The 26,434-nt window shown below is 69.1% G+C and carries 24 protein-coding genes and 2 pseudogenes; 10 read left to right on the top strand and 16 right to left on the bottom strand.

Annotated features, from left to right (window positions below; genetic code table 11):
* Positions 1-43: 43 nt before the first annotated feature.
* Together ACZZ93_RS09490 and ACZZ93_RS09495 are read left to right on the top strand one after the other, a co-directional pair.
* The gene (locus tag ACZZ93_RS09490; RefSeq protein WP_053098514.1) at positions 44-715 is read left to right on the top strand and encodes a response regulator transcription factor; all 672 of its coding nucleotides are present in this window, start codon (positions 44-46) and stop codon (positions 713-715) included.
* A gap of 28 nt (positions 716-743) precedes the next feature.
* Positions 744-1,804: pseudogene (locus tag ACZZ93_RS09495) on the top strand (sensor histidine kinase); the annotation flags it as partial.
* Positions 1,805-2,016: 212 nt separating this feature from the next.
* Here the strand turns inward: ACZZ93_RS09495 and ACZZ93_RS09500 are convergent.
* The gene (locus tag ACZZ93_RS09500; protein WP_187248984.1) at positions 2,017-2,673 is read right to left on the bottom strand and encodes an FMN-dependent NADH-azoreductase; all 657 of its coding nucleotides are present in this window, start codon (positions 2,671-2,673) and stop codon (positions 2,017-2,019) included.
* Positions 2,674-2,752: 79 nt separating this feature from the next.
* Between ACZZ93_RS09500 and ACZZ93_RS09505 the strand changes: the two genes are divergently transcribed.
* Positions 2,753-3,091 carry a winged helix-turn-helix transcriptional regulator gene (locus tag ACZZ93_RS09505; protein ID WP_053098511.1) on the top strand — a complete coding sequence of 113 codons (339 nt, stop codon included), beginning with the start codon at positions 2,753-2,755 and terminating at the stop codon, positions 3,089-3,091.
* Positions 3,092-3,253: 162 nt separating this feature from the next.
* On the opposite strand, the gene ACZZ93_RS09510 is transcribed toward ACZZ93_RS09505, so the two are convergent.
* From ACZZ93_RS09510 to ACZZ93_RS09520, 3 genes are all read right to left on the bottom strand, one after another.
* Positions 3,254-4,771 carry an SDR family NAD(P)-dependent oxidoreductase gene (locus ACZZ93_RS09510; protein ID WP_187248985.1) on the bottom strand — a complete coding sequence of 506 codons (1,518 nt, stop codon included), beginning with the start codon at positions 4,769-4,771 and terminating at the stop codon, positions 3,254-3,256.
* A gap of 181 nt (positions 4,772-4,952) precedes the next feature.
* A complete protein-coding gene (locus ACZZ93_RS09515; protein WP_463510941.1) occupies positions 4,953-6,158 on the bottom strand; it encodes a hypothetical protein in 1,206 nt (401 codons plus the stop codon).
* Positions 6,159-6,224: 66 nt separating this feature from the next.
* Positions 6,225-7,442, bottom strand: a complete 1,218-nt coding sequence (locus ACZZ93_RS09520) for a hypothetical protein (RefSeq protein ID WP_463510942.1) — start codon at positions 7,440-7,442, stop codon at positions 6,225-6,227.
* Between the two features lie 239 nt (positions 7,443-7,681).
* On the opposite strand from ACZZ93_RS09520, the pseudogene ACZZ93_RS09525 reads away from it, so the two are divergent.
* The 4 genes and pseudogenes from ACZZ93_RS09525 (at position 7,682) to ACZZ93_RS09540 (ending at position 9,702) form a co-directional block, all read left to right on the top strand.
* Positions 7,682-8,745: pseudogene (locus tag ACZZ93_RS09525) on the top strand (M4 family metallopeptidase).
* Positions 8,720-9,025, top strand: coding sequence for a protealysin inhibitor emfourin (locus tag ACZZ93_RS09530; protein WP_053098506.1), 306 nt, complete (start codon positions 8,720-8,722; stop codon positions 9,023-9,025). The pseudogene ACZZ93_RS09525 and the gene ACZZ93_RS09530 overlap by 26 nt, the downstream one beginning before the upstream one ends.
* A gap of 35 nt (positions 9,026-9,060) precedes the next feature.
* Complete coding sequence (locus tag ACZZ93_RS09535; RefSeq protein WP_187248989.1) at positions 9,061-9,399, top strand: hypothetical protein; 339 nt, start codon at positions 9,061-9,063, stop codon at positions 9,397-9,399.
* A 60-nt stretch (positions 9,400-9,459) separates the two neighbouring features.
* Positions 9,460-9,702 carry a hypothetical protein gene (locus ACZZ93_RS09540; protein WP_053098504.1) on the top strand — a complete coding sequence of 81 codons (243 nt, stop codon included), beginning with the start codon at positions 9,460-9,462 and terminating at the stop codon, positions 9,700-9,702.
* A gap of 9 nt (positions 9,703-9,711) precedes the next feature.
* On the opposite strand, the gene ACZZ93_RS09545 is transcribed toward ACZZ93_RS09540, so the two are convergent.
* Positions 9,712-10,767 carry a mechanosensitive ion channel family protein gene (locus ACZZ93_RS09545; protein ID WP_056276280.1) on the bottom strand — a complete coding sequence of 352 codons (1,056 nt, stop codon included), beginning with the start codon at positions 10,765-10,767 and terminating at the stop codon, positions 9,712-9,714.
* 85 nt (positions 10,768-10,852) lie between these two features.
* On the opposite strand from ACZZ93_RS09545, the gene ACZZ93_RS09550 reads away from it, so the two are divergent.
* Positions 10,853-11,590, top strand: coding sequence for a ribonuclease H family protein (locus ACZZ93_RS09550; protein ID WP_463510943.1), 738 nt, complete (start codon positions 10,853-10,855; stop codon positions 11,588-11,590).
* 38 nt (positions 11,591-11,628) lie between these two features.
* Positions 11,629-12,051 carry a DoxX family protein gene (locus ACZZ93_RS09555; protein WP_053098501.1) on the top strand — a complete coding sequence of 141 codons (423 nt, stop codon included), beginning with the start codon at positions 11,629-11,631 and terminating at the stop codon, positions 12,049-12,051.
* A 78-nt stretch (positions 12,052-12,129) separates the two neighbouring features.
* Here the strand turns inward: ACZZ93_RS09555 and ACZZ93_RS09560 are convergent, their stop codons facing one another.
* Both ACZZ93_RS09560 and ACZZ93_RS09565 read right to left on the bottom strand, forming a co-directional pair.
* Positions 12,130-13,107 carry an SRPBCC family protein gene (locus ACZZ93_RS09560; RefSeq protein WP_463510944.1) on the bottom strand — a complete coding sequence of 326 codons (978 nt, stop codon included), beginning with the start codon at positions 13,105-13,107 and terminating at the stop codon, positions 12,130-12,132.
* Between the two features lies 1 nt (position 13,108).
* Positions 13,109-13,504, bottom strand: coding sequence for an ArsR/SmtB family transcription factor (locus ACZZ93_RS09565; protein WP_053098499.1), 396 nt, complete (start codon positions 13,502-13,504; stop codon positions 13,109-13,111).
* A gap of 156 nt (positions 13,505-13,660) precedes the next feature.
* Here ACZZ93_RS09565 and ACZZ93_RS09570 point away from each other — a divergent pair, with 156 nt between their 5' ends.
* Positions 13,661-14,707 (top strand): NAD(P)-dependent alcohol dehydrogenase, encoded by a 1,047-nt coding sequence (locus ACZZ93_RS09570; RefSeq protein WP_053098488.1) that lies wholly within the window; start codon positions 13,661-13,663, stop codon positions 14,705-14,707.
* 138 nt (positions 14,708-14,845) lie between these two features.
* Here ACZZ93_RS09570 and ACZZ93_RS09575 read toward each other — a convergent pair whose 3' ends face one another.
* From ACZZ93_RS09575 to ACZZ93_RS09615, 9 genes are all read right to left on the bottom strand, one after another.
* Positions 14,846-16,972 (bottom strand): heavy metal translocating P-type ATPase, encoded by a 2,127-nt coding sequence (locus ACZZ93_RS09575; protein WP_463510945.1) that lies wholly within the window; start codon positions 16,970-16,972, stop codon positions 14,846-14,848.
* A 66-nt stretch (positions 16,973-17,038) separates the two neighbouring features.
* The gene (locus tag ACZZ93_RS09580) at positions 17,039-19,300 is read right to left on the bottom strand and encodes a heavy metal translocating P-type ATPase (protein ID WP_463510946.1); all 2,262 of its coding nucleotides are present in this window, start codon (positions 19,298-19,300) and stop codon (positions 17,039-17,041) included.
* 68 nt (positions 19,301-19,368) lie between these two features.
* A complete protein-coding gene (locus tag ACZZ93_RS09585) occupies positions 19,369-20,331 on the bottom strand; it encodes an Ig-like domain-containing protein (RefSeq protein WP_463510947.1) in 963 nt (320 codons plus the stop codon).
* Positions 20,328-20,540, bottom strand: a complete 213-nt coding sequence (locus ACZZ93_RS09590; RefSeq protein WP_187248995.1) for a heavy-metal-associated domain-containing protein — start codon at positions 20,538-20,540, stop codon at positions 20,328-20,330. Before ACZZ93_RS09590 ends, ACZZ93_RS09585 begins: the two co-directional genes overlap by 4 nt.
* Before the next feature lie 154 nt (positions 20,541-20,694).
* Positions 20,695-21,633, bottom strand: a complete 939-nt coding sequence (locus ACZZ93_RS09595) for a carbohydrate kinase family protein (protein WP_463510948.1) — start codon at positions 21,631-21,633, stop codon at positions 20,695-20,697.
* Between the two features lies 1 nt (position 21,634).
* The gene (locus ACZZ93_RS09600; RefSeq protein ID WP_463510949.1) at positions 21,635-23,134 is read right to left on the bottom strand and encodes a glycoside hydrolase family 32 protein; all 1,500 of its coding nucleotides are present in this window, start codon (positions 23,132-23,134) and stop codon (positions 21,635-21,637) included.
* A 36-nt stretch (positions 23,135-23,170) separates the two neighbouring features.
* Entirely contained in the window at positions 23,171-24,004 is an 834-nt protein-coding gene (locus ACZZ93_RS09605) for a carbohydrate ABC transporter permease (RefSeq protein WP_463510950.1), read from the bottom strand.
* 8 nt (positions 24,005-24,012) lie between these two features.
* Positions 24,013-24,951, bottom strand: coding sequence for a carbohydrate ABC transporter permease (locus ACZZ93_RS09610; RefSeq protein WP_201778482.1), 939 nt, complete (start codon positions 24,949-24,951; stop codon positions 24,013-24,015).
* Entirely contained in the window at positions 24,951-26,333 is a 1,383-nt protein-coding gene (locus ACZZ93_RS09615) for an extracellular solute-binding protein (protein WP_056276254.1), read from the bottom strand. The genes ACZZ93_RS09610 and ACZZ93_RS09615 overlap by 1 nt, the downstream gene beginning before the upstream one ends.
* Between the last annotated feature and the right edge of the window lie 101 nt (positions 26,334-26,434).

Below are 26,434 nucleotides of genomic sequence, written 5' to 3' on the forward strand. Positions count from 1 at the left end.
ATATGTCCGGGTGCGTAAGCTCTGAGCACATGGGAGCTGTGTCGTGCGTGTGCTGATCGTCGAGGACGAGCCCTATCTCGCGGAGGCTGTGCGAGACGGCCTGAGGCTCGAGGCGATCGCGGCGGACATCGCCGGCGACGGCGACACGGCCCTCGAGCTGCTCAGCATCAACTCCTACGATCTCGCGGTACTCGACCGCGACATCCCCGGTCCGTCGGGAGACGATGTGGCGAGGTCGATCGTGGCCTCGGGCAGCGGCATCCCGATCCTCATGCTCACCGCGGCCGATCGCCTCGACGACAAGGAGTCGGGTTTCGAGATCGGCGCCGACGACTATCTCACCAAGCCCTTCGAGCTGCGCGAGCTCGTGCTGCGCCTGCGGGCGCTCGACCGTCGTCGCCACCGCGCCAGGCCGCCCGTGCTCGAAGTCGCAGGGCTGCGTCTCGACCCGTTTCGCCGCGAGGTCTTCCGCGACGGCAAGTACGTGGCCCTGACCCGCAAGCAGTTCGCGGTGCTCGAGGTGCTCGTCGATGCGGGCGGCGGAGTCGTGAGCGCCGAGCAGCTTCTCGAGCGCGCGTGGGATGAGAACGCCGACCCGTTCACGAACGCCGTGCGCATCACGGTCTCGTCGCTGCGCAAGCGACTGGGCGAGCCGTGGCTGATCCTCACCGTCCCCGGCGTCGGCTACCGCATCGGAACGGATGCCGATGGCTGATCCCGTTCGGCCCGTGAGGCGCCGAGGCATGAGCGCCCGCTGGAAGCTCACGCTGAGTTATGCGGGCGTCGTGGTCGTGTCAGGCATCGGTCTGCTCGCGGCCGTCGCCGTATACCTGCTGCGGTATGTACCGGATGCCGCGATCATCGCCGACCGCTTCGTGCCGAACCGCTCGGACCTGATCCGCGCATTCATTCCGGCTGCGATCGTGATGATGCTCGTGCTGCTCGCGATCGGAATCGGCGGCGGATGGATCATCGCCGGACGGATGCTGGCCCCCTCGACCGCATCGGACGGGCAGCGCAGCTCGCCGCGCAGGGGTCGCTGTCGCACCGGGTCGCCCTCGAGGGACCGCGCGACGAGTTCCGTGATCTGGCCGATGTCTTCGACTCGATGCTCGAGCAGCTCGAGGCGCACATGGGCGAGCAGCAGCGGTTCGCCGCCAACGCCTCGCACGAGCTGCGTACCCCGCTCGCGATCTCGCAGGCGATGCTGGAGGTCGCCCGCAACGACCCCGACCGCGACGTCGACGCGCTGATCGACCGACTGCACGAGGTCAATGCGCGCGCGATCGAGCTAACCGAGGCCCTGCTGATGCTGAGCCGTGCCGAGCGCCGCGCGTTCACCCGCGAGCCGGTCGACCTGTCACTGCTCGCCGAGGAGTCGACCGAGACGCTCCTGCCGTCGGCCGAGCGACGTGGTGTGTCCATCGACGTCGGCGGTGACACCGCGAACGTGCTCGGATCCCCCGCCCTGCTCCAGCAGCTGATCACGAACCTGGTGCACAACGCGATCGTTCACAACCTGCCCGCAGGCGGCACGGTCATCGTGCGGACGCATGTTCTGCCGCAGGCGGTGGCGTTGGTGGTCGAGAACACGGGCGACGTGCTGCCCGCCCATCTCGTCGCCACGCTCGCGGAACCGTTCCAGAGAGGTGCCGACCGCACGCGCGGCGAGGATCACGGCGGTGTCGGATTGGGCCTCGCCATCGTGCAGCGCATCGCCCAGGCGCATGACGGATCCCTCGTGCTCACAGCTCGGCACGGCGGGGGTCTGAACGTGACGGTGTGGCTGCCGCATCCGTTCCCCGGCCGCTCGCCTGAGGCGGCGGTCGGTCGTCTGGAGGTCCGGGTCCTGCCCGGAGGTCCGGTTCCTGTGCCGTCTGCAGGACCGAGGCACGGATGCAGGACCAGAAACCGTGTTCTGACCCCGCATCCGTGCCCTGATCCTGCAGACGGGACACCTGGAGGGGCGGGACCAGACGGGACGCCTGGAGGGGCGGGACCGCTCAGGATGCCGGGTCAGGCGACCTGGTCGCCCCGCAGTGCGGCGAGCTCGCGGCCGTACGTGCGCGCCGACTCCTCGGCGTTCTCCTTGAGCTCGCGGGCGGTGTCGGCGAAGGCGTCGAGAGCGGGGTTCACGCCGACCAGGGTGAACGGACGCTCGACGATGCGCAGGTCGAGGCCCCAGACGTCCTCGAGCACGCGGCGCAGCCATCCGGTGGAGTGGTCCCAGCCCTCCTTGGGCGTTCCGGGGGCGTAGTTGCCGCCGAGCACGGTGACGAGGGTCGCCGGCTTGCCGCGCAATGCGGTGCCCTGCGGGTCGATGCGGGAGTCGGTGTAGGCCAGGTCGAACCAGGTCTTGAAGTGCTGCGAGACGCCGTAGTTGTAGAGCGGCACGGCGAAGAGCAGCGCGTCGGCGCCGATCAGCTCGTCGGCGAAGGTGGTGGCGAGGGCGCGCGCTGCGCGCTGAGCGTCGGTGCGCTCGGCGTCGTCGACGAATCCGCCGGTCACGGCATCCGCCCATGCCGTCGCGGGCACGGGGTCGGCGGCGAGGTCGCGGCGGGTGACCGTGGAGTCCGGGTGCGAGGCGGTCCACTCGGCTTCGACGAGGTCGGCGAGCGAACGGCTGGCGGACGACGCGGGCAGGATGCTGGCATCCAGGCGGAACAGGGACATGAGAAGTGCCTTTCGTTTTTCGTAGTCACTCTGTTTTTCTTAGCGACTCGCGTTAACGTAGCACAGGTATGATGGGCGCATGGCCGAGATCGACGAAGAGCGTCACGTCTGCGACGCCGCCGTCACACTGGCCTTCAGCGTGCTCGGCAAGCGCTGGAACGGCATGATCGTCTCGTCGCTCGGCGGCGGTCCTTCGACGTTCGTCGCGCTGCGCCGCGGGGTGTCCGGCATCAGCGACACCGTGCTCTCCGACCGGCTGGCAGAGCTCGCCGAGGCCGGGCTCGTGGCCCGCGCGGTCGACGCCGGTCCGCCTGTCACGGTCTCGTACTCGCTGACCGACAGCGGACGTGGGCTGCTGCCCATCCTCGATCAGCTCGGCACCTGGGCGTCCGAGAACCTCGAGATCCGCGCGCACTGACCGTCGCGTGGCCCAGGGTGGCGACCAGCACACCGTTCGCAGGACCGAAGCACGGACGCAGGACCAGATTCCCCGTCCCCTCCTGCAGACGGGATCTCGCCCTGCAGACGGCACAGGTCCGGCGGTGCAGTCACGGCGGCCCGCAGCTCAGAGGCCGCCGACTCACCAGGGGCTGGGCTCGTAGTCCTTCAGGAACACGCCGTGGATGTCTTCGCCGGCCTCGCCGCGCACGATCGGGTCGTACACGCGCGCCGCTCCGTCGACGAGGTCGAGCGGGGCGTGGAAGCCCTCCTCGGCCAGGCGCACCTTGGTGAAGTGGGGGCGCTCGTCGGTGATCCAACCGGTGTCGACGGCGGTCATGAGGATGCCGTCGGTCTCGAGCATCTCGCCGGCGCTCGTGCGCGTCAGCATGTTCAGCGCCGCCTTGGCCATGTTCGTGTGGGGGTGGCCGGGGCCCTTGTACCGGCGCGAGAACTGCCCCTCCATCGCCGAGACGTTGACCACGTACTTGCGGTTCGCCGACGAGGCCGCCATCGAGGCGCGCAGGCGGCTGATCAACAGGAACGGCGCCGTCGTGTTGGCCAGCTGCACCTCGAGCATCTCGAGCGGATCGACCTGGTCGATCGACTGCACCCAGCTGTTCGTGCGGTTGACGTCGGGCACGAGTCCGCCGGCGTCGATGGCGGTGCCGTCGGCGTGCTTCTCGAGCGACGACGATCCGGGGGCCATCGCGAGTCGTGCGAGGTCTTCGGCTGTCAGCGCCTGGCCGCCCTGCTCGGCGACCGTGCCGCCGAGCGCCGCGACGGACAGCAGCGGATGCGCATCGACCGAAGCCTGCAGCGCCTGCGGATGCGGATCGGCGGTGTGCCCGAACGTCTCCATCTCGGGCAGCGGTCCGTCGGGAAGCGGCTGCAGCTCGGCATCCGCCAGGAGAGAGTATGACCCCGGTGAGCGGCGCACGGTCTGCGCGGCGTTGTTGATCAGGATGTCGAGCGGTCCCTGAGCCGCGACCGAGTCGGCGAGGCCGATCACCTGAGCGGGGTCGCGCAGGTCGATGCCGACCACGCGCAGGCGGTGCAGCCAGTCGCCCGAGTCGGGCAGCGCCGAGAACCGACGAACCGCATCGCGGGGGAATCGTGTCGTGATCGTCGTGTGCGCGCCGTCGCGCAGCAGTCGCAGGGCGATGTGCATGCCGATCTTCGCGCGGCCGCCGGTCAGAAGCGCGCGCTTGCCGGTCAGATCGGTGCGGGCGTTTCGCTTGCCGTGACTGAAGCGGGCGCAGTCCGGGCAGAGCTGGTGATAGAACGCATCGACCACCGTGTAGGGCTGCTTGCAGATGTAGCAGTTGCGCGGCTTGAGCAGCTCGCCGGCGATCGGGGCGTCGACGACGCTGGTCGCGAGGTCGTGCCCGCGGGTCTCGTCGTCGATGCGGTCGGGAGCGCCGGTCGCCGTGCGGGCGACGACCGCCTTGTCGGCGTCGGCGATCGCGTCGCGGATCTCCTTGCGACGCACGCGCTTGACCGCCTTGAACATCGCGGCCGTCGCATGACGCACGGCCACGAAGTCGGGGTGCTCGTTGTCGATCTGGTGCAGCTCCGACAGGACTCGCAGCGTGGTGGCGAGATCCTCGGGGTCGATACCGGCACCCAGGTCGGAGGCGGCGTCGGGTGCATCGGTCATTGTGCCGATTTTACGCGACTTCTCGGGGTGTCTTCCTGGGAGCGCGGGCGGGGCGCCGGGGCTCGACCTCCACAACTCCGGAGACGCGCGCACCACCGGGTTCGCGCTCCCCGGAACGGCGCACAACGGGGAACGAGAGCCACGTGAATCTCCGGAGTTGTGGAGCGGTACCTCGCGCCGGTCAGTGGCCGGCGGCGCCGACCACGACGAACTCGCCGGGCACGACGTCGAGCGTCGCCTCGGCCGCGACCTCGCCGGTGTGCAGATCGACGGCGACGATGCGGTTCTCTGCCGGCTCGGTCACGTAGGCGACGTCGCCGACCACGCGGAGTCCGGGGTGCGGCTGCTGCCACTCATCGGGGCTCTCCCACGGCTCGATCACATCCCACGAGTCGACCATCGCGCCGGTCTCGTCGAGCACGTTCAGGGTGCCGTCGGATGCGAGCACGATGATGTTGTCGTGCCCGTCGCGGCCGACTCCGCGCCACGTGTATTCGACGCCCTCCGGCAGGTCGACCACCGACAGGCTCTGCGCGTCGGTGTCGACGAGCGCGAGCTGCGACAGCAGGTAGCCCTCCTGGTCGGGGTCGGACTTGTAGTCCAGGGCGGCGATCGCACTCGTCTCGGTCACGTACGCGTTGCCCGAGCGACCGAAGTCGTCAGGCGCCTCGAGCTTGGTGAACGCTCCGTCGGCGAACACCAGCACGCCGTCTTCGCAGCCGAACACGATGGTCTCGCCCTTGAGCGCGCCTTCGCCGTGCACCCCGGGGCACTGCTCGTTGCGGGCGAGCTCGCCGCCGTCCTCCGCGAGCAGGCGGGCGCCGCTGCGCGACTCCGACGTGCCGATGGTCGACAGCAGCGTGCCGTCGGACAGCTCGATCGCGACTCCGTGATGAGCGGCCTCCGATGCGACCGTCCGCGAGTCCGGCAGCGTGCCGGTGCCGACGGCATCCGTGTCGAAGAGCGTCACGTCTCCGGTGCCGTCGTCGAACAGAGCGGTGCGCCCGGCATGCGGGGTGGCGTGACCCGGGGTGACGGCGTCGAAGATCTCGCCGGTGAACTCCACGGTGTCCGAGGCGAGGCCGGTGTCGAGCACGTGGAATCCGTCGGCCGCGGTGACGAAGACGTGTCCGTCGTGGTCACCGGCCGGGTTGACGCGCAGGAAGCCGTCGAGCTCGGCGGAGTCGACGGTCTCGAGGGTCTCGCCGTCGAGCACGGTGATGCCGCCGTCATAGGCGATCGCGACTCTGGTGTCGCCTTCGTGGTCCGACGACGACTCGGACTCTCCGGATGCCGAGGGCGCGGCGGTCGCGCATCCGGCGAGCGCGACCACGGCGAGCGTGGCGATCGCGCCGGCCGCGAGGCGGCTGCGGGCGGGTCGATGCATGGGTGTCTCCTTCTTCTGGGGGTGCGCGGGTGCGCGTGACGACGGATGCCGCCGATGAGTCCGGTGTCAGCCGACGAGCTGGAGGTACTGCGGATCGAGGCCGTCGAAAGTGCGGGTGACGGTGCCGTCGCCGTGGTCGATCTCGTGCACCGCGCCTGTGGCCGGGTCGGAGACGTACGCGTGATCGGCGTCGATGACGAGGTGCACGAGTTCGCGCAGGGCAGGGTCCGCGACGGATGCGGCGAGCAGGGCGCTCGTCCGGACGAGTTCCGAGCCGTCGGCGGCCAGCACTCGCACGGTGCCGTCCGCCGCGATCACGACGGTGCGGCTGTCGTCGTCGCCGATGGCCACGGCGCGCAGCAGCGGGGTGTCCGTGGCGAGCAGCATCCATTCGCGGGCTCGGGAGTCGAGCAGCCAGGCGCCTCTGTCGCCGGCGACGCCTGCGAGATCCGGTCGGTCCGCGCGTCCGGCGAGAACCGGTGCCGCGACGGCGCCCGCGGGGTAGGGGATCGACTCGGCGACGAGCGCACCGCCGACTTGGCGACTCATGAGCACGGCACCGGCGTCGCACGCGAAGACGGCGCCGACACGGGTGAGGTCGACGTCGGTCGCGTTCGTGCAGGGCACGGCGATGCCGGTCGCGGTGCCTTCCGCGTCGAGGATCTCGATCGTCTCGCCGGTGGCGGCGAGGAGGTGCCCGGAGAAGGGGATGACGGGTCCGGCCGGGTCGACGGGGAGGGTGAGATGAGGCGCGTCGTCGAGATCGGCGAGCTTCTCGTGGTCGATGAGGGCGACGTCGCTGCCGAAGCGGATGGCGGTCGCACTGTCACCGACTCGGATGTCGACAGGGCCCTCTCCGTCGATGGTTCCGAGCACCCCCGCGTCGCCGAAGAAGGAGTGAGAGTGGTCGCCGTGCGGCACCGTCCAGCGGCCGGAGTCGATCACGTCGACGACCGTGCGGTCTCCCTCGACATGGGTCACGTGGGCGAAGCGGCCGACGCCGAGCACGGCATCCGCATCCACGTCCCCCTCTACGAGGGTCGAGCGTTCTTCGGTCTCGAGGTCGAGCAGGGTCAGCTCGCCGTCCGCGTCGGCGACGACGAGCGCGAGAGCCGGCGATGCGACCTCGGCCGCTCCCCCGCCGTCGACCCCGTCGTTCGGCGGAATGCTCGCGCTCGATGCAGGAGCCGGGGCATCGGATGCTGCGCACGAGGTCACCGTCAGGGTGGCCGCGAGCAACGACACGAACAGGAGAGTGCGGCCGGCGCGGGGAGAGGGGGTCACAGGAGCCTATGTTATTGATAACGATTCTCAGTATCAAGTCGGGGCCATTTCCGGTCATCGTCGTGTCGTTCCGACATCGTTCGTGTGCGCCGGCTCGGTGGCACATGCTTCCCTCGGCCAGAGGCCCGGGAATCCGGCCGATGCAGGCGCATCCAGCCGACGGAGGCGCACGTACGGCGACTCCGCACGGCCCCGCCAGCCCTCGCCCGAACGTCGGACCCCCGGCGTAGGGTCTGAACATGAGCAGCCACACCGAGATCCCCGGAGTCGTCCCGTCCTACCTGCTCGCGCGCCTGGCCGAGTCGGGCCGCTATCCCCGTGCGGCCGCCGCCGCACGGCAGACGCTGACGGCGGGCAGACCGCCGTTCCGTGCGCGCATCGATCTGTCGATCGACGAGAACGGAGACCTGGTCGCCGAGCTGTCGGACGCGCCGAACCGCACGATCAGCGACGCCGGCAACACCCAGAACCTCCCCGGGGCGATCGTCCGCGCCGAAGACGACGAGCCGGTGGCCGACACGTCGGTCAACGAGGCGTTCGACGGACTCGGGGCGACGTTCGAGATGCTGCTCTCCGCCTTCGGGCGCAACTCGCTCAACGACGCCGGCGCCCTCTCGACGCCACCGTGCACTACGGCATCGACTACGACAACGCCTTCTGGGACGGCGAGCGCATGGTGTTCGGCGACGGCGACGGCGAGGTGTTCGTCGGCTTCACCTCATCGACCACGGTGATCGGCCACGAACTCGCGCACGGTGTGGTGCAGTACACCGCCAACCTCGAGTACCAGGGTCAGCCCGGCGCGCTGAACGAGTCGATCGCCGATGTCTTCGGAGCGCTCACCGAGCAGTACCTCCTCGGGCAGACCGCCGCAGATGCCACCTGGCTCATCGGGGCGGAGATCTTCACGGATGCCGTGCAGGGCAGTGCACTGCGGTCGATGATCGCCCCGGGCACGGCCTACGACGACGACGAGCTCGGCAAAGACCCGCAGCCCGATCACATGAGCGGATTCGTGCGCACGACAGAAGACAACGGCGGCGTGCACATCAACTCGGGCATCCCCAACCGGGCCTTCGCCCTCTTCGCGATCGACCTCGGCGGCAACGCCTGGGAGACCGCCGGAGCGGTCTGGTACCGCGCGCTCACCGGCGGCCTGTCGAGCACTGCGAGTTTCACGGAGTTCGCCGACGCGACCCTCGCCGCGGCATCCGCCATCGACGACGCGACCGCCGCGGCCGCTCGACGTGCGTGGGCGACCGTGGGAGTCTATGAGGATGAGCGAGTCCCCAGAGTCGAGTGACGCGCCGGTCGTCATCGCGGTGGTGCGGACGGGCGGCATCGCCGGCATCCGTCGCAAGTGGCGGGTGGAACCAGACCCGACCGAGACGCACCACTGGATCGCGATGATCGACAGCTGCCCGTGGGATGCCGACAGCGATGCCGATTCTGGCGCAGACCGCTTCGTGTGGCTGATCCGCGTGCGCACACCGTCGGAGGAACGCGAACGCGAGCTCCCCGACTCCGCACTCGACGGGCCGTGGCGAGAACTCGTCGATGCGGTGCGCGAGGCCGCGGCCTGACCGAACGATCCACAGACGACGAGAGGCACAACCCCGTGACGACCGAAGAGGCCGCCCGACTGCTGCAGCTGGCCCGAGACGCCTACGACCGCGCTGACGCGTTGCTGCACCTCAACGTCGAGGTCAGCCGACTCACCGGCGAGGCCTCGACCTGGGGATCTGCGCAGAACGGATTCATGAGCGATGACAGCATCGGCTATTTCCTGAGCGAGGTCGAACGCGTGGGCTGGCGGCTCGATCACACGGGGTACACGTTCGTCGAGTCCGGGGCGACCACCTCGGCGCGCATGCTCAGCACCGGCACCGGCGTCGTCAATCACGGCGCTGTCGAGGGGTACTTCACTTTCCGTCGGCGCCAGCCGGCTGAGGCCTGACCCGATCAATCCGGTGTGAATCCGACCGCCCCTTCGCGAGGCGGGTCGAGAATGGGACCCATGGGACTTTTCCAGCAGCGCTCCGATGACGAAGAGAATCAGTGGACTCTGCCCTCCGAGCCGCTCGAGCGGTCGGAGACCGAGGTGCTCGACGCCGCGCCGGCGGTCGACCCGCTGGCCATAGGACTCGGCCTCGGTGCCGGCGCATCGATCAGCTCCGTCGCCTTCCCCGTCGCCCCGCCCGCTCCCGCGGCGTTCTCGATCGAAGATCGCGAGCCCGAAGACCGCGAGCCCGAAGGCTGACCCGCCTTCTCAGTCCGCGAGCTGCGGGGCACCCAGGTCGACTCGCGTCCGGGGAAGCGCCTCGGGATGCTCACGCTGCAGCCAGCCGATCATCTTCTCCCGTACCTCGCAGCGCAGTGTCCACTGATCGCCCGAGTCCTTGGCCGACATCACCAGGCGCACCGTGACGTAACCGCCCTGTGCCTCCGTCACCGCGGAGTCGTAGGAACGGCCGTCCCAGGCGGGTGACGCCTCGACGATGCGCTGGAACTCCTGCCGCAGCTCATCCATCGGCACTCGCCAGTCGAGATCGAGGTAGACCGTGCCGAGGATCTTGTCGGAACGTCGCGTCCAGGTCTCGATCGGTGTCGTCGTGAAGTAGCTGCACGGAATGACCAGGCGGCGCTCGTCCCAGATGTAGACGACCACGTAGGACAGGTTGATCTCGCCGACCCGCCCCCATTCGCCTTCGACGACGACCACGTCGCCGACTCGGATCGCATCGGTGAAAGCGACCTGCACCCCTGCGATGAGGTTGCCGAGGATCGACTGCGCAGCGAGCCCGGCGATGATGCTGACGATGCCGGCCGAGGCCAGCAGGCTCGTGCCGACGGCCCTCATCTCGGGGAAGCTGAAGAGCACGGCGCCCAGAGACAGCACGGCGATCGTGACGAGGACGAGCCGGTGGATGACGAGCAGCTGCGTGCGACGGCGGCGGGCCTCCGGACCGACGAGCAGCGTCTCCTCTCTGGCCATCAATCGCTCGAAGCCGAACGAGATCGATGCGCCGAGCAACCACGAGCCCGTGAGGATCGTGGCGATCAGGAACAGCCGGGACACCACCGGCCACCATTCCTGTGTCGCCGGCTCTGAGATCGCACCCGCGATCCAGATCGCGACCACGGCGGTCGTCGCGATCATCGCGTTGCGCACGCGTCTGGCGAGATCGCGCACCCACGGCACGCGACGGCTGATCAGCGAGGCGGCGAGCGCCAGCACCGCGAGTGCGGCGGCAGAGATCACCGTGAGGATGGCGATCGACGCGGCGGTGCCGACCCAGGAATCCCAGGAGAAGTCGGTAGGCATCGATCCACACTATGTCCCGCGGCGGGCGGAGGCGAACGCACGAGGCCGCGCAAGGAGTGTCGCCGCGCGCGGCTACGGTTGAGGGATGACGATCACCGCCGCCGCAGACGGCTCCGCCCTGGGCAACCCCGGCCCGAACGGCTGGGCCTGGTACATCGACGACGCCAACTGGGCCGCGGGCGGCTCCCCGCACGGCACGAACAACCAGGGTGAGCTGCGGGCCGTGCTCGAACTGCTGCAGGCGACGGCCGGCATCTCCGAGAAGCTGATGATCGAGTGCGACAGCCGCTACGTGATCGATTCGGTGACCAAGTGGATGCCGGGCTGGAAGCGCAAGGGCTGGCGCAAGTCGGACGGCGGGCCCGTGCTCAACCGCGACCTGCTCGAGGGCATCGACGAGGCGATCCGCGGGCGCGACGTCGAGTTCTCGTGGGTCAAGGGCCACGCCGGCCACCCCCTGAACGAGGCGGCCGACGAGCGCGCGAACGCCGCGGCGAAGGCCTACCAGGCACAGCAGGAGCCGCGCCGCGGGCCCGGGTTCACCATGGCGACGGATGCCGGGGCCGTTGCCGCAGCATCCGCCCCGATCGCCGCCGCAGCGACACGCGGCGAGCAGGATGCTGCGGCATCCCCGGCCGTCGCGACGTCTCTCGCCGAACCCCTGTGGGCCGAGCCATCCGATCTGCTCGACAGCCTCTACGCGCCGGTCGACGATCCGATCGAGGTGCGACTCGCGTTGTCGAGCGACGAACACGCCCGCCTGCGCGATCGCGCCGAGGCACAGGGCGTCACGCTCGAAGAGGCGCTCCGCCGCCTGATCTGACGGCCCTCACCCCTGAGGGCCCCGCGTACACTCGCACCATGGCGAAGAATGTCGCACGCACCATCGGCCGGGTCTTCCTGGGTTCCTCGCTCGTCTTCGCGGGCGTCTCGCATCTGACGTTCGCGCGCGAGGAGTTCCAGGCGCAGGTGCCGGAGTGGGTGCCCATCGACCCGGACGTGACCGTGCTCGCCTCGGGTGTCGTCGAGATCGGGCTCGGCACCGCGCTGCTCGTCGCGCGCAAGCACCGCGGACTGGTCGGCGTGATTACCGCACTGTTCTTCGTCGCGGTCTTCCCCGGCAACATCGCGCAGTGGACGCATCACCGCGACGGCTTCGGCCTCGACACCGACATGAAGCGATTCGTGCGCCTGTTCTTCCAGCCCGTGCTGATCGCCCTGGCCATCTGGTCGACGCGCCGCCCGCGCCGCGACGCGGCCGGCTCCGCTCCCGCCGCTCCATAACTCCGGAGCTCTGCACCGGAACGGCGGAAGACCGGCCGTTCCCGGAGGGATGCGACCGGCCTTCCGGAGTCGTGGAGCTCAGACCGCGAGCAGCTCCCGCTCGAGGCGGGCGTACGAGGTCTCCATGCCGTCGGCCATGCCGGTGGCGAGGATCATGTCGCGCGTCTCCTTGTCGGGGTACTCGGTGTAGAGCGTGATGAGCGTCGCCCCGTCCTCTTCGTAGAGGTTCAGGTCGTTCAGCGTCTCGACCGGCATCCCGATCATCCGCTCGGTCTGCACCGACCGCCGCGGTGCGTCGATCAGCAGCGCCTCGCCCTCGAATCCGAACGGCTGCCCCTCGGTGTCGCCCACGGGCGCCCACGAGTTGCGATAGGTCTGACCGACCTCGGTGGCAACCACGCACTCGGTCATCTCCCACCCGTCGGGTCCGAGCAGCCACTGCTTCATGAGCTCGGGGTCGTTGTGCGCACGCCAGACCAGTTCGCGCGGTCCCTCGACGAGACGCGTGATGCGCACGTGGGTGTCGTCGAGCAGCTCGACCTGCGTGCCCTTGCCCTGCGCGTAGTCGCGCAGATCCTGCAGCACGGCGTCGAGCTGGCTCATCGCCAGCTTCAGACCCTCGATCTGGCCCATCTCGACGACCTGCTCGATCGCCTCGACCGAGTCGAAGTGACTGGTCGTGACCATGCGGGTGCCGTCGGCGGTGGACTCGAACGCGAACGACATCCGCTGCGCGGGGAAGCCGTCGAGAGGATTGCCCTCATCGTCGACGAACGAGTCGAGCACCTCGAAGCTGTGCGGGGCATCGATCGAGAGGAACTCCCACGACCCCGACGACTTCTCGCCGCGCGGCCCGCTCATCGAGTACTGCGCACGTCCGCCGACCGTGTGGTCCCAGGCGGTGAAGGTGGCCGGCCATCCGGGAGGGCCCCAGAAGCGCTCGAGCTGGCGCGGGTCGCTGTATGCGGCCCAGACCCGCTCGATCGGCGCCGCGAAATCGGCGACGACGGTCATGGTGAGGTTGTCGGCATCGGTGGTGACATCCGTGACGGGCATGTCAGTCTCCTTCTTCGGTTCGTGGAACATCGGTGGTGTCGGTCGTATCGGTGCGGGATGCCGGCGTCTCGGCCAGCAGCTCGTCGAGCCGGGCGATGCGCGACCGCCACAGCTCTTCGTATCGGGCGAGGAGCGCCCTGGCGCGGGCGATCATCTCGGGGTTCGCGCGGACGAGCCGCTCGCGTCCCTCGGCGCGCTTGACGATGAGATTCGCCGCTTCGAGCACGGCCACGTGCTTCTGCACCGCGGCGAACGACATCTCGTATTCGGAGGCGAGGGTCGAGACGGACTGCTCCCGCTCGATCGTCCGACGCAGGATGTCGCGTCGGGTCGACGTCGCCAATGCGTGGAACACACGGTCGACCTCCGCTTCGCTCAGTTCTCTTTGTGCAACCATTTGGTTGTACGTTAGACCCGAGTGAGAGCGGATGTCAAGGGTTCTGCTGCAACAGCCACCACTCACGCCCCGGGCGGATACTGGAAGAGACGGCCTCGAGCGCCCACGCCTCCGCACCGCGCGGCAGACCGCTCGGGCGCCAGGAAGAAGAAGCACATGAAAGCTCTCCGTTACGTCGAGATCGGCAAGCCCCCTGTCGTCGTCGACATCCCGATTCCTCAGCCCGGCCCCGGTCAGGTTCTGCTCAAGATCACTGCGGGCGGCGTCTGCCATTCCGACGACTACGTCATGGGCCTTCCTGAGAAGGACTACCTCGAGCAGAGCTATCCGCTGCCCCTGACGCTCGGCCATGAGGGCGCAGGCATCGTGCATGAGATCGGAGAGGGCGTCGACTCGACGCTGAAGGTCGGCGACGCCGTGGCGGTCTACGGTCCGTGGGGCTGTGGCCGCTGCCACAACTGCTCACAGGGCATGGAGAACTACTGCACCAACGCCGCGGCTGAGGGCATCCGCCCTCCCGGCCTCGGCAGCCAGGGTTCGATGGCCGAGTACATGATCGTCGATGATGCCCGCCACCTCGTGCCGCTCGGCGACCTCGACCCCGTGCAGAACGTCTCGCTGACCGACGCCGGCCTCACCCCGTACCACGCGATCAAGCGCTCACTCCCCAAGCTCGGCGCCGGCACCTTCGCCGTCGTCATCGGCACCGGCGGGCTCGGCCATGTCGGCATCCAGATCCTGAAGGCGATCTCGGGCGCCACCGTCATCGCCCTCGACGTGAACGACACGAAGCTCGAGCTCGCCACCGAAGTGGGCGCAGACCACGTCCTGATCAGCGATGCATCCGCCGCCGACAAGATTCGCGAGATCACCGGCGGCCTGGGCGCCAACGCCGTGTTCGACTTTGTGGGCGCGAACCCGACGATGGCCCTGGCGCAGAGTGTCGCCGCACTCGATTCGGACGTGACGATCGTCGGCATCGGCGGCGGAACCATGTCGCTCGGCTTCGGCGCGATCGCCTACGACGCCGCCGTGCGAATCCCCTACTGGGGATCGCGCTCGGAACTGATCGAGGTGCTCGATCTCGCGCGCGCGGGAAAGATCCACGTACAGACCGAGACGTACTCGCTCGACGACGGCCCGAAGGCGTACGAGGATCTCGCCTCGAACAGCATCCGCGGCCGCGCAGTCATCGTCCCGTAGACGGCGCTTTCGCACAGCGGCCGCTCCGTCTCACAGGCGGGGCGGCCGCTGCTGTCTGCACCGCCGATCGAGCACCGTCACCGCACTGAAGCGCCGGTGAGATCTCGGTGTTCGCGGGATCACCGAGGCGATCCCGCGTCAGGCCCGCTCGAGCACACCCCGCACACTCGCCTCCGGCGAGAGGTCGATGCGCCGGAGCAGCTGCGCATTGAGCGCGACGACGATCGTCGAGAGCGACATCAGCACCGCTCCGACCGACATCGGCAGGACGAATCCCACGGGTGCCAGGATGCCGGCGGCGAGCGGCACCGACAGCAGGTTGTATCCGGCCGCCCACCACAGGTTCTGCCGCATCTTGCGGTATGCGGCGCGGGAGAGCTCGATGACCGAGATCACCGAGCGCGGGTCGGAGCTCGCGAGGATCACCCCGGCCGAGGCGATGGCGACATCGGTCCCGGCCCCGATCGCGATGCCGACGTCGGCCTGAGCGAGGGCGGGGGCGTCGTTGACGCCGTCGCCGACCATCGCGACCTTCTTGCCCTCTGCCTGCAGCTCCTTCACCTTGGCTGACTTGTCCTCGGGACGCACCCCCGCGAACACCCGGTCGATGCCGAGCCGGGCCGCGACGGACTCGGCGACCGCCTGGGCGTCGCCGGTGATCATGACGACCTCGACGCCGAGGCGGTGGAGCGCGTCGACCGCCTGCTGAGATTCCGGTCGCACCTCGTCGGCGAGCTTCAGCCCGCCGGCCACCTGTCCGTCGACGGTCACGTGCAGGATGATGGCACCCTCGTCTCGCCACCCGTCTGCGGCGGAGATCTCTCGGCCGCCCACCTCGTCGAGGAGCTTCGGCCCGCCCACGCGCACCTCTCTGCCGTCGACCGTGGCGGTCACGCCCACGGCAGGCGACGACGTGAACCCGGAGGCCTTCGAGAGCGTCAGCCCTCTCTCCTCCGCCGCGCGCACGATCGCGCGAGCGAGCGGATGCTCACTGTCGGCCTCAGCCGAGGCGGCGAGCGCCAGCAGACGATCGGCGTCGATGTCACCGGTCGGCTCGACGGCGGTCACGGTCGGCGCGCCCTTCGTCAACGTGCCCGTCTTGTCGAACAGCACGGCGTCGACGGTGCGCATGCTCTCGAGCGCGAGGCGATCCTTGACGAGCACCCCGCCCCGGGCTGCGCGCTCGGTCGCGATCGACACGACCAGCGGGATCGCGAGGCCGAGCGCGTGCGGGCAGGCGATGACGAGCACGGTGATGCTGCGCGCGACCGCGGCATCCGGATCCCCGACGAGGGTCCACACCAGCGCGGTCAGAGCGGCCGAGAGCAGCGCGAACCAGAACAGCAGGGCGGCTGCGCGGTCGGCGATGCGCTGCGCCCGCGACGAGGAGTTCTGCGCATCGGTCACCAGCCGCTGGATGCCGGCGAGCGCGGTGTCATCCCCGGTGGCGGTGATCTCGACCCGCAGACCGGAGTCGGTCGCGACCGTGCCCGCGGTCACCGTGTCACCGGTCGCACGGGTGACCGGGCGGGACTCGCCTGTCACCATGGACTCGTCCATGGCGGCTGTGCCGTCGATGATGCGACCATCGGCCGGAACGCTCGCCCCGGGACGGATGACGACCACGTCGCCGACGACGAGATCGGCGGGTGCGACCGTGACGATCTCGTCGCCCTCGACCCGTTCGGCCTCGTCGGGCAACAGCGCCGCGAGGGAGTCGAGCGCCGACGTCGTCTGCGCGAGGGACCTCATCTCGATCCAGTGGCCCAGCAGCATGATGACGATGAGCAGTGCGAGCTCCCACCAGAACTCGAGCTCGTGATGGAGGATGCCGAGCGTCGCGCCCCATGAGGCGAAGAACGCGACCGTGATCGCGAGGGCGATCAGCAGCATCATCCCGGGCTTGCGGGCCTTCAGCTCGCTGATCGCCCCGGTGAGGAACGGCCATCCGCCCCAGACATACATGACGGTGCCGAGCACGGGCGAGATGAACCGGGCCCCTCCGGCGACGTCGTAGCCGAAGATCATCGCGAACATCGGCGAGAACGCCACCACCGGCACGGCGAGCAGGAGATTGACCCAGAACAGGCGACGGAACTGACCGACGTGGTCACCGTGCCCGCCATGCCCGCCGTGCCCACCATGTCCACCGTGCTCGCCGTGGTCCGCGTGCTCGCTGTGAGCCCCGTCCGCGTTCCGAGCGTGATCGTCGTGCGAGACCTGGTGGCCTCCCCCGGGGGTTCCGTGCGCGTCGTGTGCAGTCATGGGTCCCGTCCTCCCGTATCGGGTGTCGTTCTCAGTGTGTCTCGGCGGTCGCCGAGAGCCTAGGGGTCACCGCGTCGCGATGCTGCGGAACCCGCGCAGACGCAGGCTGTTGCCCACGACGAAGACGCTCGACAGCGCCATCGCCGCACCGGCCAGCATCGGGTTGAGCATTCCCAGCGCCGCGACCGGGATGGCCGCCACGTTGTAGGCGAAGGCCCAGAACAGGTTGGTCTTGATGGTCGAGAGCGTCGCCCGCGAGAGCCGGATCGCGTCGACCGCGCTGCGCAGATCACCGCGCACCAGGGTGATGTCGGACGCCTCGATCGCGACATCCGCTCCGGTGCCCATGGCCAGGCCGAGGTCGGCCTGGGCGAGTGCGGGTGCGTCGTTGACGCCGTCGCCGATCATCGCGACCGTCTTCCCCTCACCCTGCAGGCGGGTGATGACCGCGACCTTGTCTGCCGGGAGGACTTCGGCGATGACCTCGTCGATGCCGACCTCCGCGGCGATCCGCCGGGCGACGGCCTCGTTGTCCCCGGTGAGCAGGATGGGCGTCAGCCCGATCGCCCTGAACCGGGCGATCGCCTCGGCACTGCTCGGCTTCACGGTGTCGGCGACGACCAGGATGCCGCGAGCCAGGCCGTCCCATCCGACCGCGACGACCGTCTTGCCCTCGCCCTCGGCGCGGGCCTTCGTGGCGGCGAGCTCGGGGCTCAGCGCCTGCGCCCACTCGGCGAGGAGCGAATCCCGGCCGACGATGACGGTGTGGCCGTCGACGACGCCCTGCACGCCCTTGCCCTCGATGTTCGCGAAGTCCTCTGGTGCGGGCAGTGCGCCGATCTCCTGGGTCGCGCCCTTGGCGATCGCCTGCGCGATCGGGTGCTCGGAGGCATCCTCCAGCGCACCGGCCAGCCGCAGGAGATCCGAACGGTCGGTGCCCGGCTCGACGAACACGTCGACGAGCGTCATCCTGCCGGTGGTGACGGTTCCCGTCTTGTCGAGCACCACGGTGTCGACCGTGCGAGTGGACTCCAGGACCTCCGGCCCCTTGATGAGCACTCCCATCTGCGCACCGCGGCCCGTGCCGACGAGCAGCGCGGTGGGCGTCGCGAGGCCGAGCGCGCAGGGGCACGCGATCACGAGCACCGCGACCGCCGCGGTGAACGCCGCCGTCATGGGGAACCCGGCGCCGAGCCAGCCGCCCAGCGTGACGACGGCGATCACGATCACGATCGGCACGAAGACACCCGAGACGCGGTCGGCGAGGCGCTGCACCTCCGCCTTCCCCGTCTGGGCGTCCTCGACGAGCTGGGCCATCTGCGCCAGCTGCGTGTCGGAACCGATCCGGGTGGCGCGAACCACGAGCCGCCCACCGACGTTCGTCGTGGCGCCCGTGACGGCGTCGCCCTCGGCGACCTCGACCGGCACCGCCTCGCCCGTGAGCATCGACGCGTCGACGGCCGACGTGCCCGACACCACGATGCCGTCGGTCGCGATCTTCTCACCGGGCCGCACGACGAATTCATCTCCCACCTGCAGGTCCTCGACCGGGATCTTGGCCTCGACCCCACCGCGCAGCACGGCGACGTCCTTCGCGCCGAGCTCGAGCAGCGCACGCAGCGCCGCGCCGGCCTGCTTCTTCGACCGCTTCTCGAAATAGCGCCCGGCGAGGATGAACATCGTGACACCGGCACCCACCTCGAGGTAGATGTTCGCCGCTCCATCGGACGGAGCGAGCGCGAACTCGAAGGGGTGGGTCATTCCCGGCGTGCCGGCCGTGCCGAAGAACAGCGCGTACAACGACCAGAGGAAGGCGGCCGATGTGCCCAGGGAGATGAGCGTGTCCATCGTCGCAGTGCCGTGGCGGAGGTTCATCCAGGCCGCCCGGTGGAACGGCCAGGCCGCCCAGAGGATCACGGGAGCGGCCAGCGCCAGCGACGCCCACTGCCAGTACGTGAACTGCAGCGCGGGGATCATCGCCATCGCGATCACCGGCACGGTCAGCACGACCGCACCGATCAGGCGAGTGCGCAGCGAGCGAAGCTCCGGGTCCTCGGCGTCCGGATCTCCGGCGTCACGCACCGCCCCCTTCGGGGCAGGCAGCGACGCCGAGTAGCCGGTCTTCTCGACCTCGGCGATCAGCGCGGCCGGGTCGTACCCCTCGGGAACGGTGACCTTCGCCTTCTCGGTCGCGTAGTTGACGGTCGCCACGACGCCCTCGAGCCTGTTCAGCTTCTTCTCGATCCGCATCGCGCAGGACGCGCAGGTCATCCCGCCGATCTCCAGCTCGAGACCTGTCCCCATGGTCGGGGGTGCTGACGTGCTCATGTTCGTTCCTTCTGTGCGATGTCGTTGTGGGTCGCAGCGGGCAGCCGCGGTGGGGCGATGGGTGACGGTCAGTGCGCGTCGTCGTGCGAGTCGCCGTCGGATTCGGGCGCGCCGTCAGCCGGAGCGGCATCGAGCACGAACGCGGCGGTGTGCACGGCGCCGTCGACCTGGAAGTCCAGGTACAGCAGGTAGCGCCCGGCAGTCGGAGCCTCGGCGGCGAACGCGATCTCCGGCCCCGACGTCTCGCCCGGTTCGGGTTCAGCGCCCGCGGCGTGCACGTGCAGGTAGGCGAGGTCTCCGTCCCGGAGTGCCACGAGATGCCCGAAGGCCCCGAGATACGGCTGCAGAGCAGTGACCGGCTGGCCGTCGCGAGTCACGGTGAACCTCAGCTCGCTCACCGCCCCGGCCTCGAGAGCCCCGTCGACCGAGACCGTATAGCCGTCGACCTCGGCGACCTGCGTGGGCTGCGGCTCGACGGGTGCGAACTCGCCCGCCACCTCGACGGTGCGCGCGAGAGTGAGCGACGGCGCATCGGCGCCCGCCGGCGTGAAGTCCGCGAAGACGCGGTATGCGCCGGCATCCGTCCACTCCCACGGCAGCGACCAGGTGCCGGTCGACTCATCGAGCACCGGATGCACGTGGCGGTACTGGCTTCCGTCGGAGCGCACGACGATCAGGTGGAGCTGCTTCTCGTGCGCGGTGGCATACGCCGTCACCGGGATGCCGTCTGCGTCGTCGATCCGGAACGCCAGCTCACCGGGTTCTCCCGTCGATGTCGGGGCCTCGACCGGCGACATCGTGTAGCCGTCGAGCCCGAGGGAGAGCCCCTTCAGGTCGTCCGCCGGAGCACTCTCGCCCTCGCCGGAACCGTCGGCACTCGCATCGTGAGTGTCGTGTTCGTCCATCTCCGCACCCTTCGTCCAGTCACTCACGGCACTCGCGGGGATGATGACGCCGGCGAGGCCGAAGGCCGCGCCGAACGCCACCACCAGGCCGGCCCCGAAGAGGCCGAGCCGTGCGCCGGAGTTCATGACGTCCGCACCGCCGAATAGCCCGCCTCGGCGACGGCTGCGAGGATCCGCGTCTCGTCGATGGGGGCGGATCCGGTGACGACGAGCGTGCCGTTCTGAGCGCTCACCTGAACGTCTTCGACGCCGGGAACTCCGGAGACCTCTTCACGGACCGACATCTCGCAGTGGCCGCATGTCATGCCCGTCACCTGGAACTCGTTCTTCGTCATCATGTCTCCTTGTCTTCGTTCTAGTACCCCAGGGGGTATTAGACACAAGCGTATACCCTCTCCGGGTATTCCACGATGGGCGCACGAAAATCGCACCGCACGAACCGGCAGTGCGGTGCGTGCGGTGCGTGCGGTGCGTGGGAGTGCGGGCGCGTCAGCGCGAGGAGATCGCCAGCTCACTCAGGCGCGGCGGGTTCGCGCCGCGCCGGGACACGGTGACGGCCGCGCCCGCGAGCGCGGCCTCGGTCACGCCTTCGAACCGCGTCAGATCGCCAGCGTCGGGATGGAACACCTCGCCGACGAGCGCCGGCGCCAGCCCGCCGGACACCACGCCGTGGATGAGGCCCGACATGAAGGAATCGCCCGCACCGATCGTGTCGACCACCTGGACCGGCGGCGCCTCTCTCTCGACCGGCCCCGCCCCTCCCTCGATGAGCGAGACGCACCCGTCGCCTCCGCGGGTGACGACGGCGAGCCGCGCACCCAGCGCGATCACCCGCGCGAGCACGTCATCGATCGGGCATCCGGGATACAGCCACTCGGCATCCTCATCGCTGAGCTTCACGATGTGCGACGCCGCCATGATCGCCTCAATACGCTCGGTCGCGGCCGCGCGCGGCCCGAGAAGCTCGCCCCGGATGTTGGGATCGTAGGTGCGCAGAATGCCGTCGGGCACCGCGTCGATCATCGCGCGGACGGCATCCGCCCCGGGGTCGAGCACCGCGCCGAGCGAGCCGACATGCACCACGTCGACGCCGGCGGCCTCTGCGATCGCGACCTCCGCTGACACATCCCACTCGATGTCGAAGTCGTAGGCCGCAGCCCCGTCGGCCCCGATCACGGCGACGGCGCGGGACGTGCGCTCCCCTGCTCTCATGCTCGTCGGCACGACGGCGACCCCCTCCCGGGCGAGGTGCTCGCCCAGCATCCGTCCGTGCGGGTCGTCACCGATCCGCGTGAGCAGTCTCGTCGCGAGCCCGAGACGAGAGAGCCCCACCGCCACGTTCATCGGCGATCCGCCGGGGTGGGGCACACCGCCGACGACGTCGACGAGCGCCTCCCCCACGACGAGGCACCGTGCAGTCGTCAGCACGTCAGCTCGGCGACGGCGACACGGGCGTCGAGGAGCGCTCCCCCGAGGCCTCCAGAACGCATGAGCGATGCGCAGCGGCAGGGATCAGCGCCGTGAGCACCCGAACGCCGTCCTCCGCGAAGAGCTCGAGAGACGACACCCTGTCGTTCAGCCGATCGATCCAGATCTCCCAGTCGATCTCGTCCGGGCGAGTGACGGGCATCGACATCGACCCGCCGACCCCTGCGGGAGGGATCAGCTCGGGGCGGACGACGTCGATGCGCCCGCTCGCGCGGTCCTGACGGATCACGACCCCACCCGCACCCGCACCCTCGAGGCGCAGTTCGACTCCTCGCGCGTCTCCGAACGCCGCCGAGACTCTGATCCGCGCGGCGTCCGGCAATTGCTCGGACACCGTGGTCGGGCCCGTCATCGAGCCGAGCTCGGTGAACTCGACGGGCGCGGCGTCGACCGCCGGCGCCTGGCGCAGACGCACCACGCCGCTGCGGTCGCGGGTGAGCGAGAGCCGGCGAGGGAGAGTCATCGCGGTGCGGTACTCGGACGACTCGTCCTGGGGGATGCGGCCGGCGTACTCCCAGTTGTCCATCCACGCGATCAGCGTCCGCTCGCTCTCGGCGAGGCCGTCGAAGGTGACACCGGCGTAGCAGTCCGGGCCGAAGTCGATCCAGCCGTACGCCTCGAGCTCGTCTCGTGATTGACTGCGGTCGACCATCAGCCGCCGCGAGGGAGTCGGATGCGGTGCGCTCGCGCGGAACGTCGTGCCGTCGAAGTCCCCCACGACGTAGTGGGTTCCCGATCCCCCCGCGATGCCCCCGGGGTTGAGGCTGATGAGCAGCACCCACCGCGAGTCGGTCTCATCGCCGTCGACGGCGAGCCGGAACATGTCGGGGCACTCCCAGACCCCGCCGACGGGTCCCGCGGGGCCGTACGACGAGAGATACGTCCAGGTCGTGAGATCGTCGGACCGGTGGAACAGCACCTGCCGGTCGTGGGCTTCGACCGCGACCATGACCCAGTACCCGCCGTCGGCGTCGTCGTAGCGGAACACCTTGGGGTCGCGGAAGTCGCTGGTGCCGCGGTCGAGCACCGGGTTGCCCTCGTGCTTCGTCCAGACGTATCCGCCGTCGGTGCTGTACGCGAGAGCCTGGGCCTGATGCCCTGCAGCGGCCGCCGTGTAGAGGGCCACCAGGGCCGGCTCCTCGGCGGTGCCGAATCCCGAGGTGTTGCCGTGATCGACCACGACGGAGCCGGAGTAGATCTGCGCCGCGTCGTCCGAGAGGATGGCCGGCTCGTGCTCGGTCCACCGTGCGAGATCCGTGCTCGTCGCATGCCCCCAGCTCACGTTCGAGTGCGAGATCCCGTGCGGGTTGCACTGGAAGTACAGGTGGTGGATGCCGTCGTGGAAGACGAGTCCGTTCGGATCGTTCATCCAGTTGTTCCGCGGCGCGAAGTGCGTGCGCGGGCTCGTGGTGCGGACCGGAGGAGAGTCAGTGGGGGTCACCGGGGTAGTCGTCTTTCTCTGTGATGGGGGCGTGCGTCACTTGCCGACGCCGGCGGTGAGTCCTTCGCGCAGCGGCTTCTGCCCGAAGAAGAACACCAGGAGTGCGGGGATCATCGAGAGGATCACTCCGGCGAGCACCGTCGACACGCTGCCCGTGCCGAGGTTGCCCTGCAGTGTGACCAGACCGAGCGGCAACGTGAAGTTCTGCTCGCTGATCGTCATGATCAGCGGACGGAAGAACTCGTTCCAGTGGTAGTTGAAGGCGAGGATGCCGACGATCGCGAGACCCGGGGTCGCGAGCGGCAGGTAGACGCCGAAGAACGTGCGCCAGGGGCCCGCTCCGTCGAGCTGGGCGGCCTCTCCCAGCTCGGTCGGGATGCCCATGAAGTACTGCCGCATCAGGAATGTGCCGAATGCCGTCGGGAGCGCGGGGACGATGAGCGCGAGCAGCGTGTCGGCGAGGCCCATGCCCCTCACGAGCATGAACACGGGGACGATCGTCACCTGCAGCGGCACCATCATCGTTGCGAGGATCAGGGCGAACAGCAGCTTCTTGCTGCGGAACTCGAACTTCGCGAACACATACCCGGCCATCGCGGCCGAGAGCATCTGACCGGCGGCGACCAGCACCACCACCAGCGCGCTGTTCCATGCGTAGAGCCAGATCGGGATCTTGGCGAAGACGTCGGCGAACGCACCGAACCCGACGCTGACCTCCTGGGTCACGGGGTCGGTCGGCGAGAGCGCCGTGATCAGGGTCCAGACGACCGGACCGATGGTCAGCAGGGCGGCGAGCCCGAGAAGGGCGAACTTTCCGCCGGTGCCGAGGGTGTAGAGCCAGGAACGCTTCGAAGACGCTGTCGTGGTCATGATGGGCCTCACCCGTAGAAGACGAATCGGCGGCTCAGCCGGAACTGGATGGCCGTGACGAGCATGATGAGAAGGGTCAGCACGATGCCGATGGCCGATGCGCCGCCGAAGTCGAGCTGTCGGAACGCGGACTCGTAGATCACCATCACCGCGGTGCGGGTCTCGTCGCCGGGACCCCCTCGGGTCAGCACCCACGGCTGGTCGAAGATCTGCAGCGCGTTGATGATCGCCATCACGGATGCGACGAGCAGGGTCGGGCTGACCAGCGGCAACGTGATCATGCGGAACTGGGTCCACCCGGCCGCGCCGTCGAGGGAGGACGCCTCGTAGACCTCGCTCGGGATCGCCGCGAGACCTCCGATGAAAAGCAGGAACGTGAACCCGAAGTTCTGCCACACGTAGACCAGCAGCACCACGACCTTGGCACCGAGGCCGGTCGTCAACCAGCCGACGTCCGCGATGCCGATCAGGTTGAGCGTCTGATTGACGAGCCCGAACTCCTGATTGAACAGGTACGCCATGATCAGCGAGACGGATGCCGCCGACAGGATCAGCGGGAAGAACAGCGCCGATCGGAAGAACGTGCGCAGCCAGTTCGGCATCCTGGACTGGACCAGCACCGCCAGCACCAGAGCCACCGACAGCTGCAGGATGACGGCGACGACGACGAAGCCGATGGTGTTCAGGAACGAGACGCTCACGGTCGGGTTCGCGGCGAGGTCGACGAAGTTGTCGAACCCGACGAACACCGGGTCGGAGATGATGTCCCAGCGGAAGAACGCCAGGACGAACGATCCGATGATCGGCACGAAGTTGAACAGGCCGAGCCCGATCAGCGTCGGCGCGAGGAAGACCCAGGTGAAGACGCGCCCCGATCGGGCGACCGTGCCGGTCTCCCGACGCAGCTTCGTGGGCACCGTGACGGTGCGGGTGCTGCTCTCGGACATCAGTTGCCCCCCAATGCGAGCTCGAGATCTCGCTGCATGGTCTCGAGTCCTCGGCGGACGCCGGACGGACCGTTCGTGATGGTCGACACCACGTTCTTCAGCAGGGCGGATTCGACGGCCGCCTGCTGGGGCGGTGCCGGCATCGGACCCGTGTCGGGGAACTTGTCGAGCGTGTCGTAGAAGACGTCCCAGTGCGCCGGCCCGACTCCCGCGCCGTAGAGCTTGGCGTTGAGTGAGCGACGGGGGAGCGACGAGTCGGGTTTCGAGTGCGCGATCGTCATGCCCTCGACCGAGACACAGTACTTGAGCCACTCCCACGCCTCGTCCTTGCGCGGCGAGGTCTCCATGATCGCGTAGCCGCCCGCGCCGAACTGGTGCCGCTGCCCCGCCATCCTCGGGAAGTAGGTGACGTCGTAGGCGTCGTTCGCGACGCCGGCCTCCTCGAGGCCGCGCACCCAGAAGCCGCCGGCCGGGGTCATCCCGACGGAGCCGGTGGAGAACAGGGAGACCAGCTCGTTGCCGCCGCCCTGCGCCGGGTTCGCCGCGAGCCCTTCCGAGACCATGCGCTCGAGCACCGAGAAGCTCTCGACCGCATGCTCGTTGAGCGCGTCGGCCTGCTTCCACACGTAGCCTCCGCTGCGGGCCGGCTGATCCGGATAGAAGCGGTCCCAGAGCCAGTCGCCGCCGGTCGCCTTCTCCTCATGCAGGAAGCTGGTGTTGTTCACATACAGCCAGGGCACCACTCCGCCCCACAGCCGGTTGTTCCAGAAGTACGGCAGGAACTGCCCCGAGGCGCTCTTCTTCATCGCGCGGGCGGTGCCGAGGAAGTCCTCCAGCGTCCAGTTGTCCGCGGGACGCTCCAGCCCCGCGCGCTCCATGGCCGTCGTGCTGTAGAACACGTTGGCGGCGTTGAAGTTGTCGGGCATCTGGAAGAGGCTGCCCTGGTACATGAACGCCTCGATGAGGGTGGGGTTCACGTCGTCGAAGTACTCCTGCATCTCGGACGCGTCGCGACGCACGAAGTCGTCGAGCGGGTGCGCGAGGCGCGAGGCGAAGAGCTGCGCCCCCTCGGTCGCGACGGTGACGACATCGGGTGGCGTGCCCGCGGCGATCATCGTGAGGATCTTCGCGAAGTACTCGCTCCAGTCCTGACCCTGGATGGCGACGATGCGCACCTCGACGCCGGGGTGCTTGCGCTGGAAGCCGTCGATCAGCGACTGACGAGCCAGCGCATCCTGCGCGGTGCCGAAGAGGGCGACCGTCAGAGTGTCCTTGCCGCGCCCGGGGATGTCCGATCCGGTGAGCCTCGGCCACGAGACGACGGTGCCGACGATGCCCAGTCCGATCGCGCCGAACAGAGCCCTGCGAGTGAGATCAACCACGATGTTCTCTCCTGTGTGATGACTTCGCGGCACGGATCGAGAGTCCCGCGCTGCGGTGCTAAATTGATTCAGCATCGCCGAGAGTAGCACCGTCGAATCGC

The sequence above is a fragment of the Microbacterium sp. AC026 genome (assembly GCF_979258475.1).

What these genes read in the sequence shown, in the direction of transcription:
- ACZZ93_RS09585 (WP_463510947.1), bottom strand. Translation starts at nt 20,331, where the DNA reads ATGAACTCCGGCGCACGGCTCGGCCTCTTCGGGGCCGGCCTGGTGGTG.
- ACZZ93_RS09530 (WP_053098506.1), top strand. Translation starts at nt 8,720, where the DNA reads ATGAGCGAGTCCCCAGAGTCGAGTGACGCGCCGGTCGTCATCGCGGTG.
- ACZZ93_RS09550 (WP_463510943.1), top strand. Translation starts at nt 10,853, where the DNA reads ATGACGATCACCGCCGCCGCAGACGGCTCCGCCCTGGGCAACCCCGGC.
- ACZZ93_RS09575 (WP_463510945.1), bottom strand. Translation starts at nt 16,972, where the DNA reads ATGACTGCACACGACGCGCACGGAACCCCCGGGGGAGGCCACCAGGTC.
- ACZZ93_RS09555 (WP_053098501.1), top strand. Translation starts at nt 11,629, where the DNA reads ATGGCGAAGAATGTCGCACGCACCATCGGCCGGGTCTTCCTGGGTTCC.
- ACZZ93_RS09510 (WP_187248985.1), bottom strand. Translation starts at nt 4,771, where the DNA reads ATGACCGATGCACCCGACGCCGCCTCCGACCTGGGTGCCGGTATCGAC.
- ACZZ93_RS09590 (WP_187248995.1), bottom strand. Translation starts at nt 20,540, where the DNA reads ATGACGAAGAACGAGTTCCAGGTGACGGGCATGACATGCGGCCACTGC.
- ACZZ93_RS09500 (WP_187248984.1), bottom strand. Translation starts at nt 2,673, where the DNA reads ATGTCCCTGTTCCGCCTGGATGCCAGCATCCTGCCCGCGTCGTCCGCC.
- ACZZ93_RS09560 (WP_463510944.1), bottom strand. Translation starts at nt 13,107, where the DNA reads ATGCCCGTCACGGATGTCACCACCGATGCCGACAACCTCACCATGACC.
- ACZZ93_RS09505 (WP_053098511.1), top strand. Translation starts at nt 2,753, where the DNA reads ATGGCCGAGATCGACGAAGAGCGTCACGTCTGCGACGCCGCCGTCACA.
- ACZZ93_RS09565 (WP_053098499.1), bottom strand. Translation starts at nt 13,504, where the DNA reads ATGGTTGCACAAAGAGAACTGAGCGAAGCGGAGGTCGACCGTGTGTTC.
- ACZZ93_RS09580 (WP_463510946.1), bottom strand. Translation starts at nt 19,300, where the DNA reads ATGAGCACGTCAGCACCCCCGACCATGGGGACAGGTCTCGAGCTGGAG.
- ACZZ93_RS09570 (WP_053098488.1), top strand. Translation starts at nt 13,661, where the DNA reads ATGAAAGCTCTCCGTTACGTCGAGATCGGCAAGCCCCCTGTCGTCGTC.
- ACZZ93_RS09540 (WP_053098504.1), top strand. Translation starts at nt 9,460, where the DNA reads ATGGGACTTTTCCAGCAGCGCTCCGATGACGAAGAGAATCAGTGGACT.
- ACZZ93_RS09545 (WP_056276280.1), bottom strand. Translation starts at nt 10,767, where the DNA reads ATGCCTACCGACTTCTCCTGGGATTCCTGGGTCGGCACCGCCGCGTCG.
- ACZZ93_RS09515 (WP_463510941.1), bottom strand. Translation starts at nt 6,158, where the DNA reads ATGCATCGACCCGCCCGCAGCCGCCTCGCGGCCGGCGCGATCGCCACG.
- ACZZ93_RS09605 (WP_463510950.1), bottom strand. Translation starts at nt 24,004, where the DNA reads ATGACCACGACAGCGTCTTCGAAGCGTTCCTGGCTCTACACCCTCGGC.
- ACZZ93_RS09610 (WP_201778482.1), bottom strand. Translation starts at nt 24,951, where the DNA reads ATGTCCGAGAGCAGCACCCGCACCGTCACGGTGCCCACGAAGCTGCGT.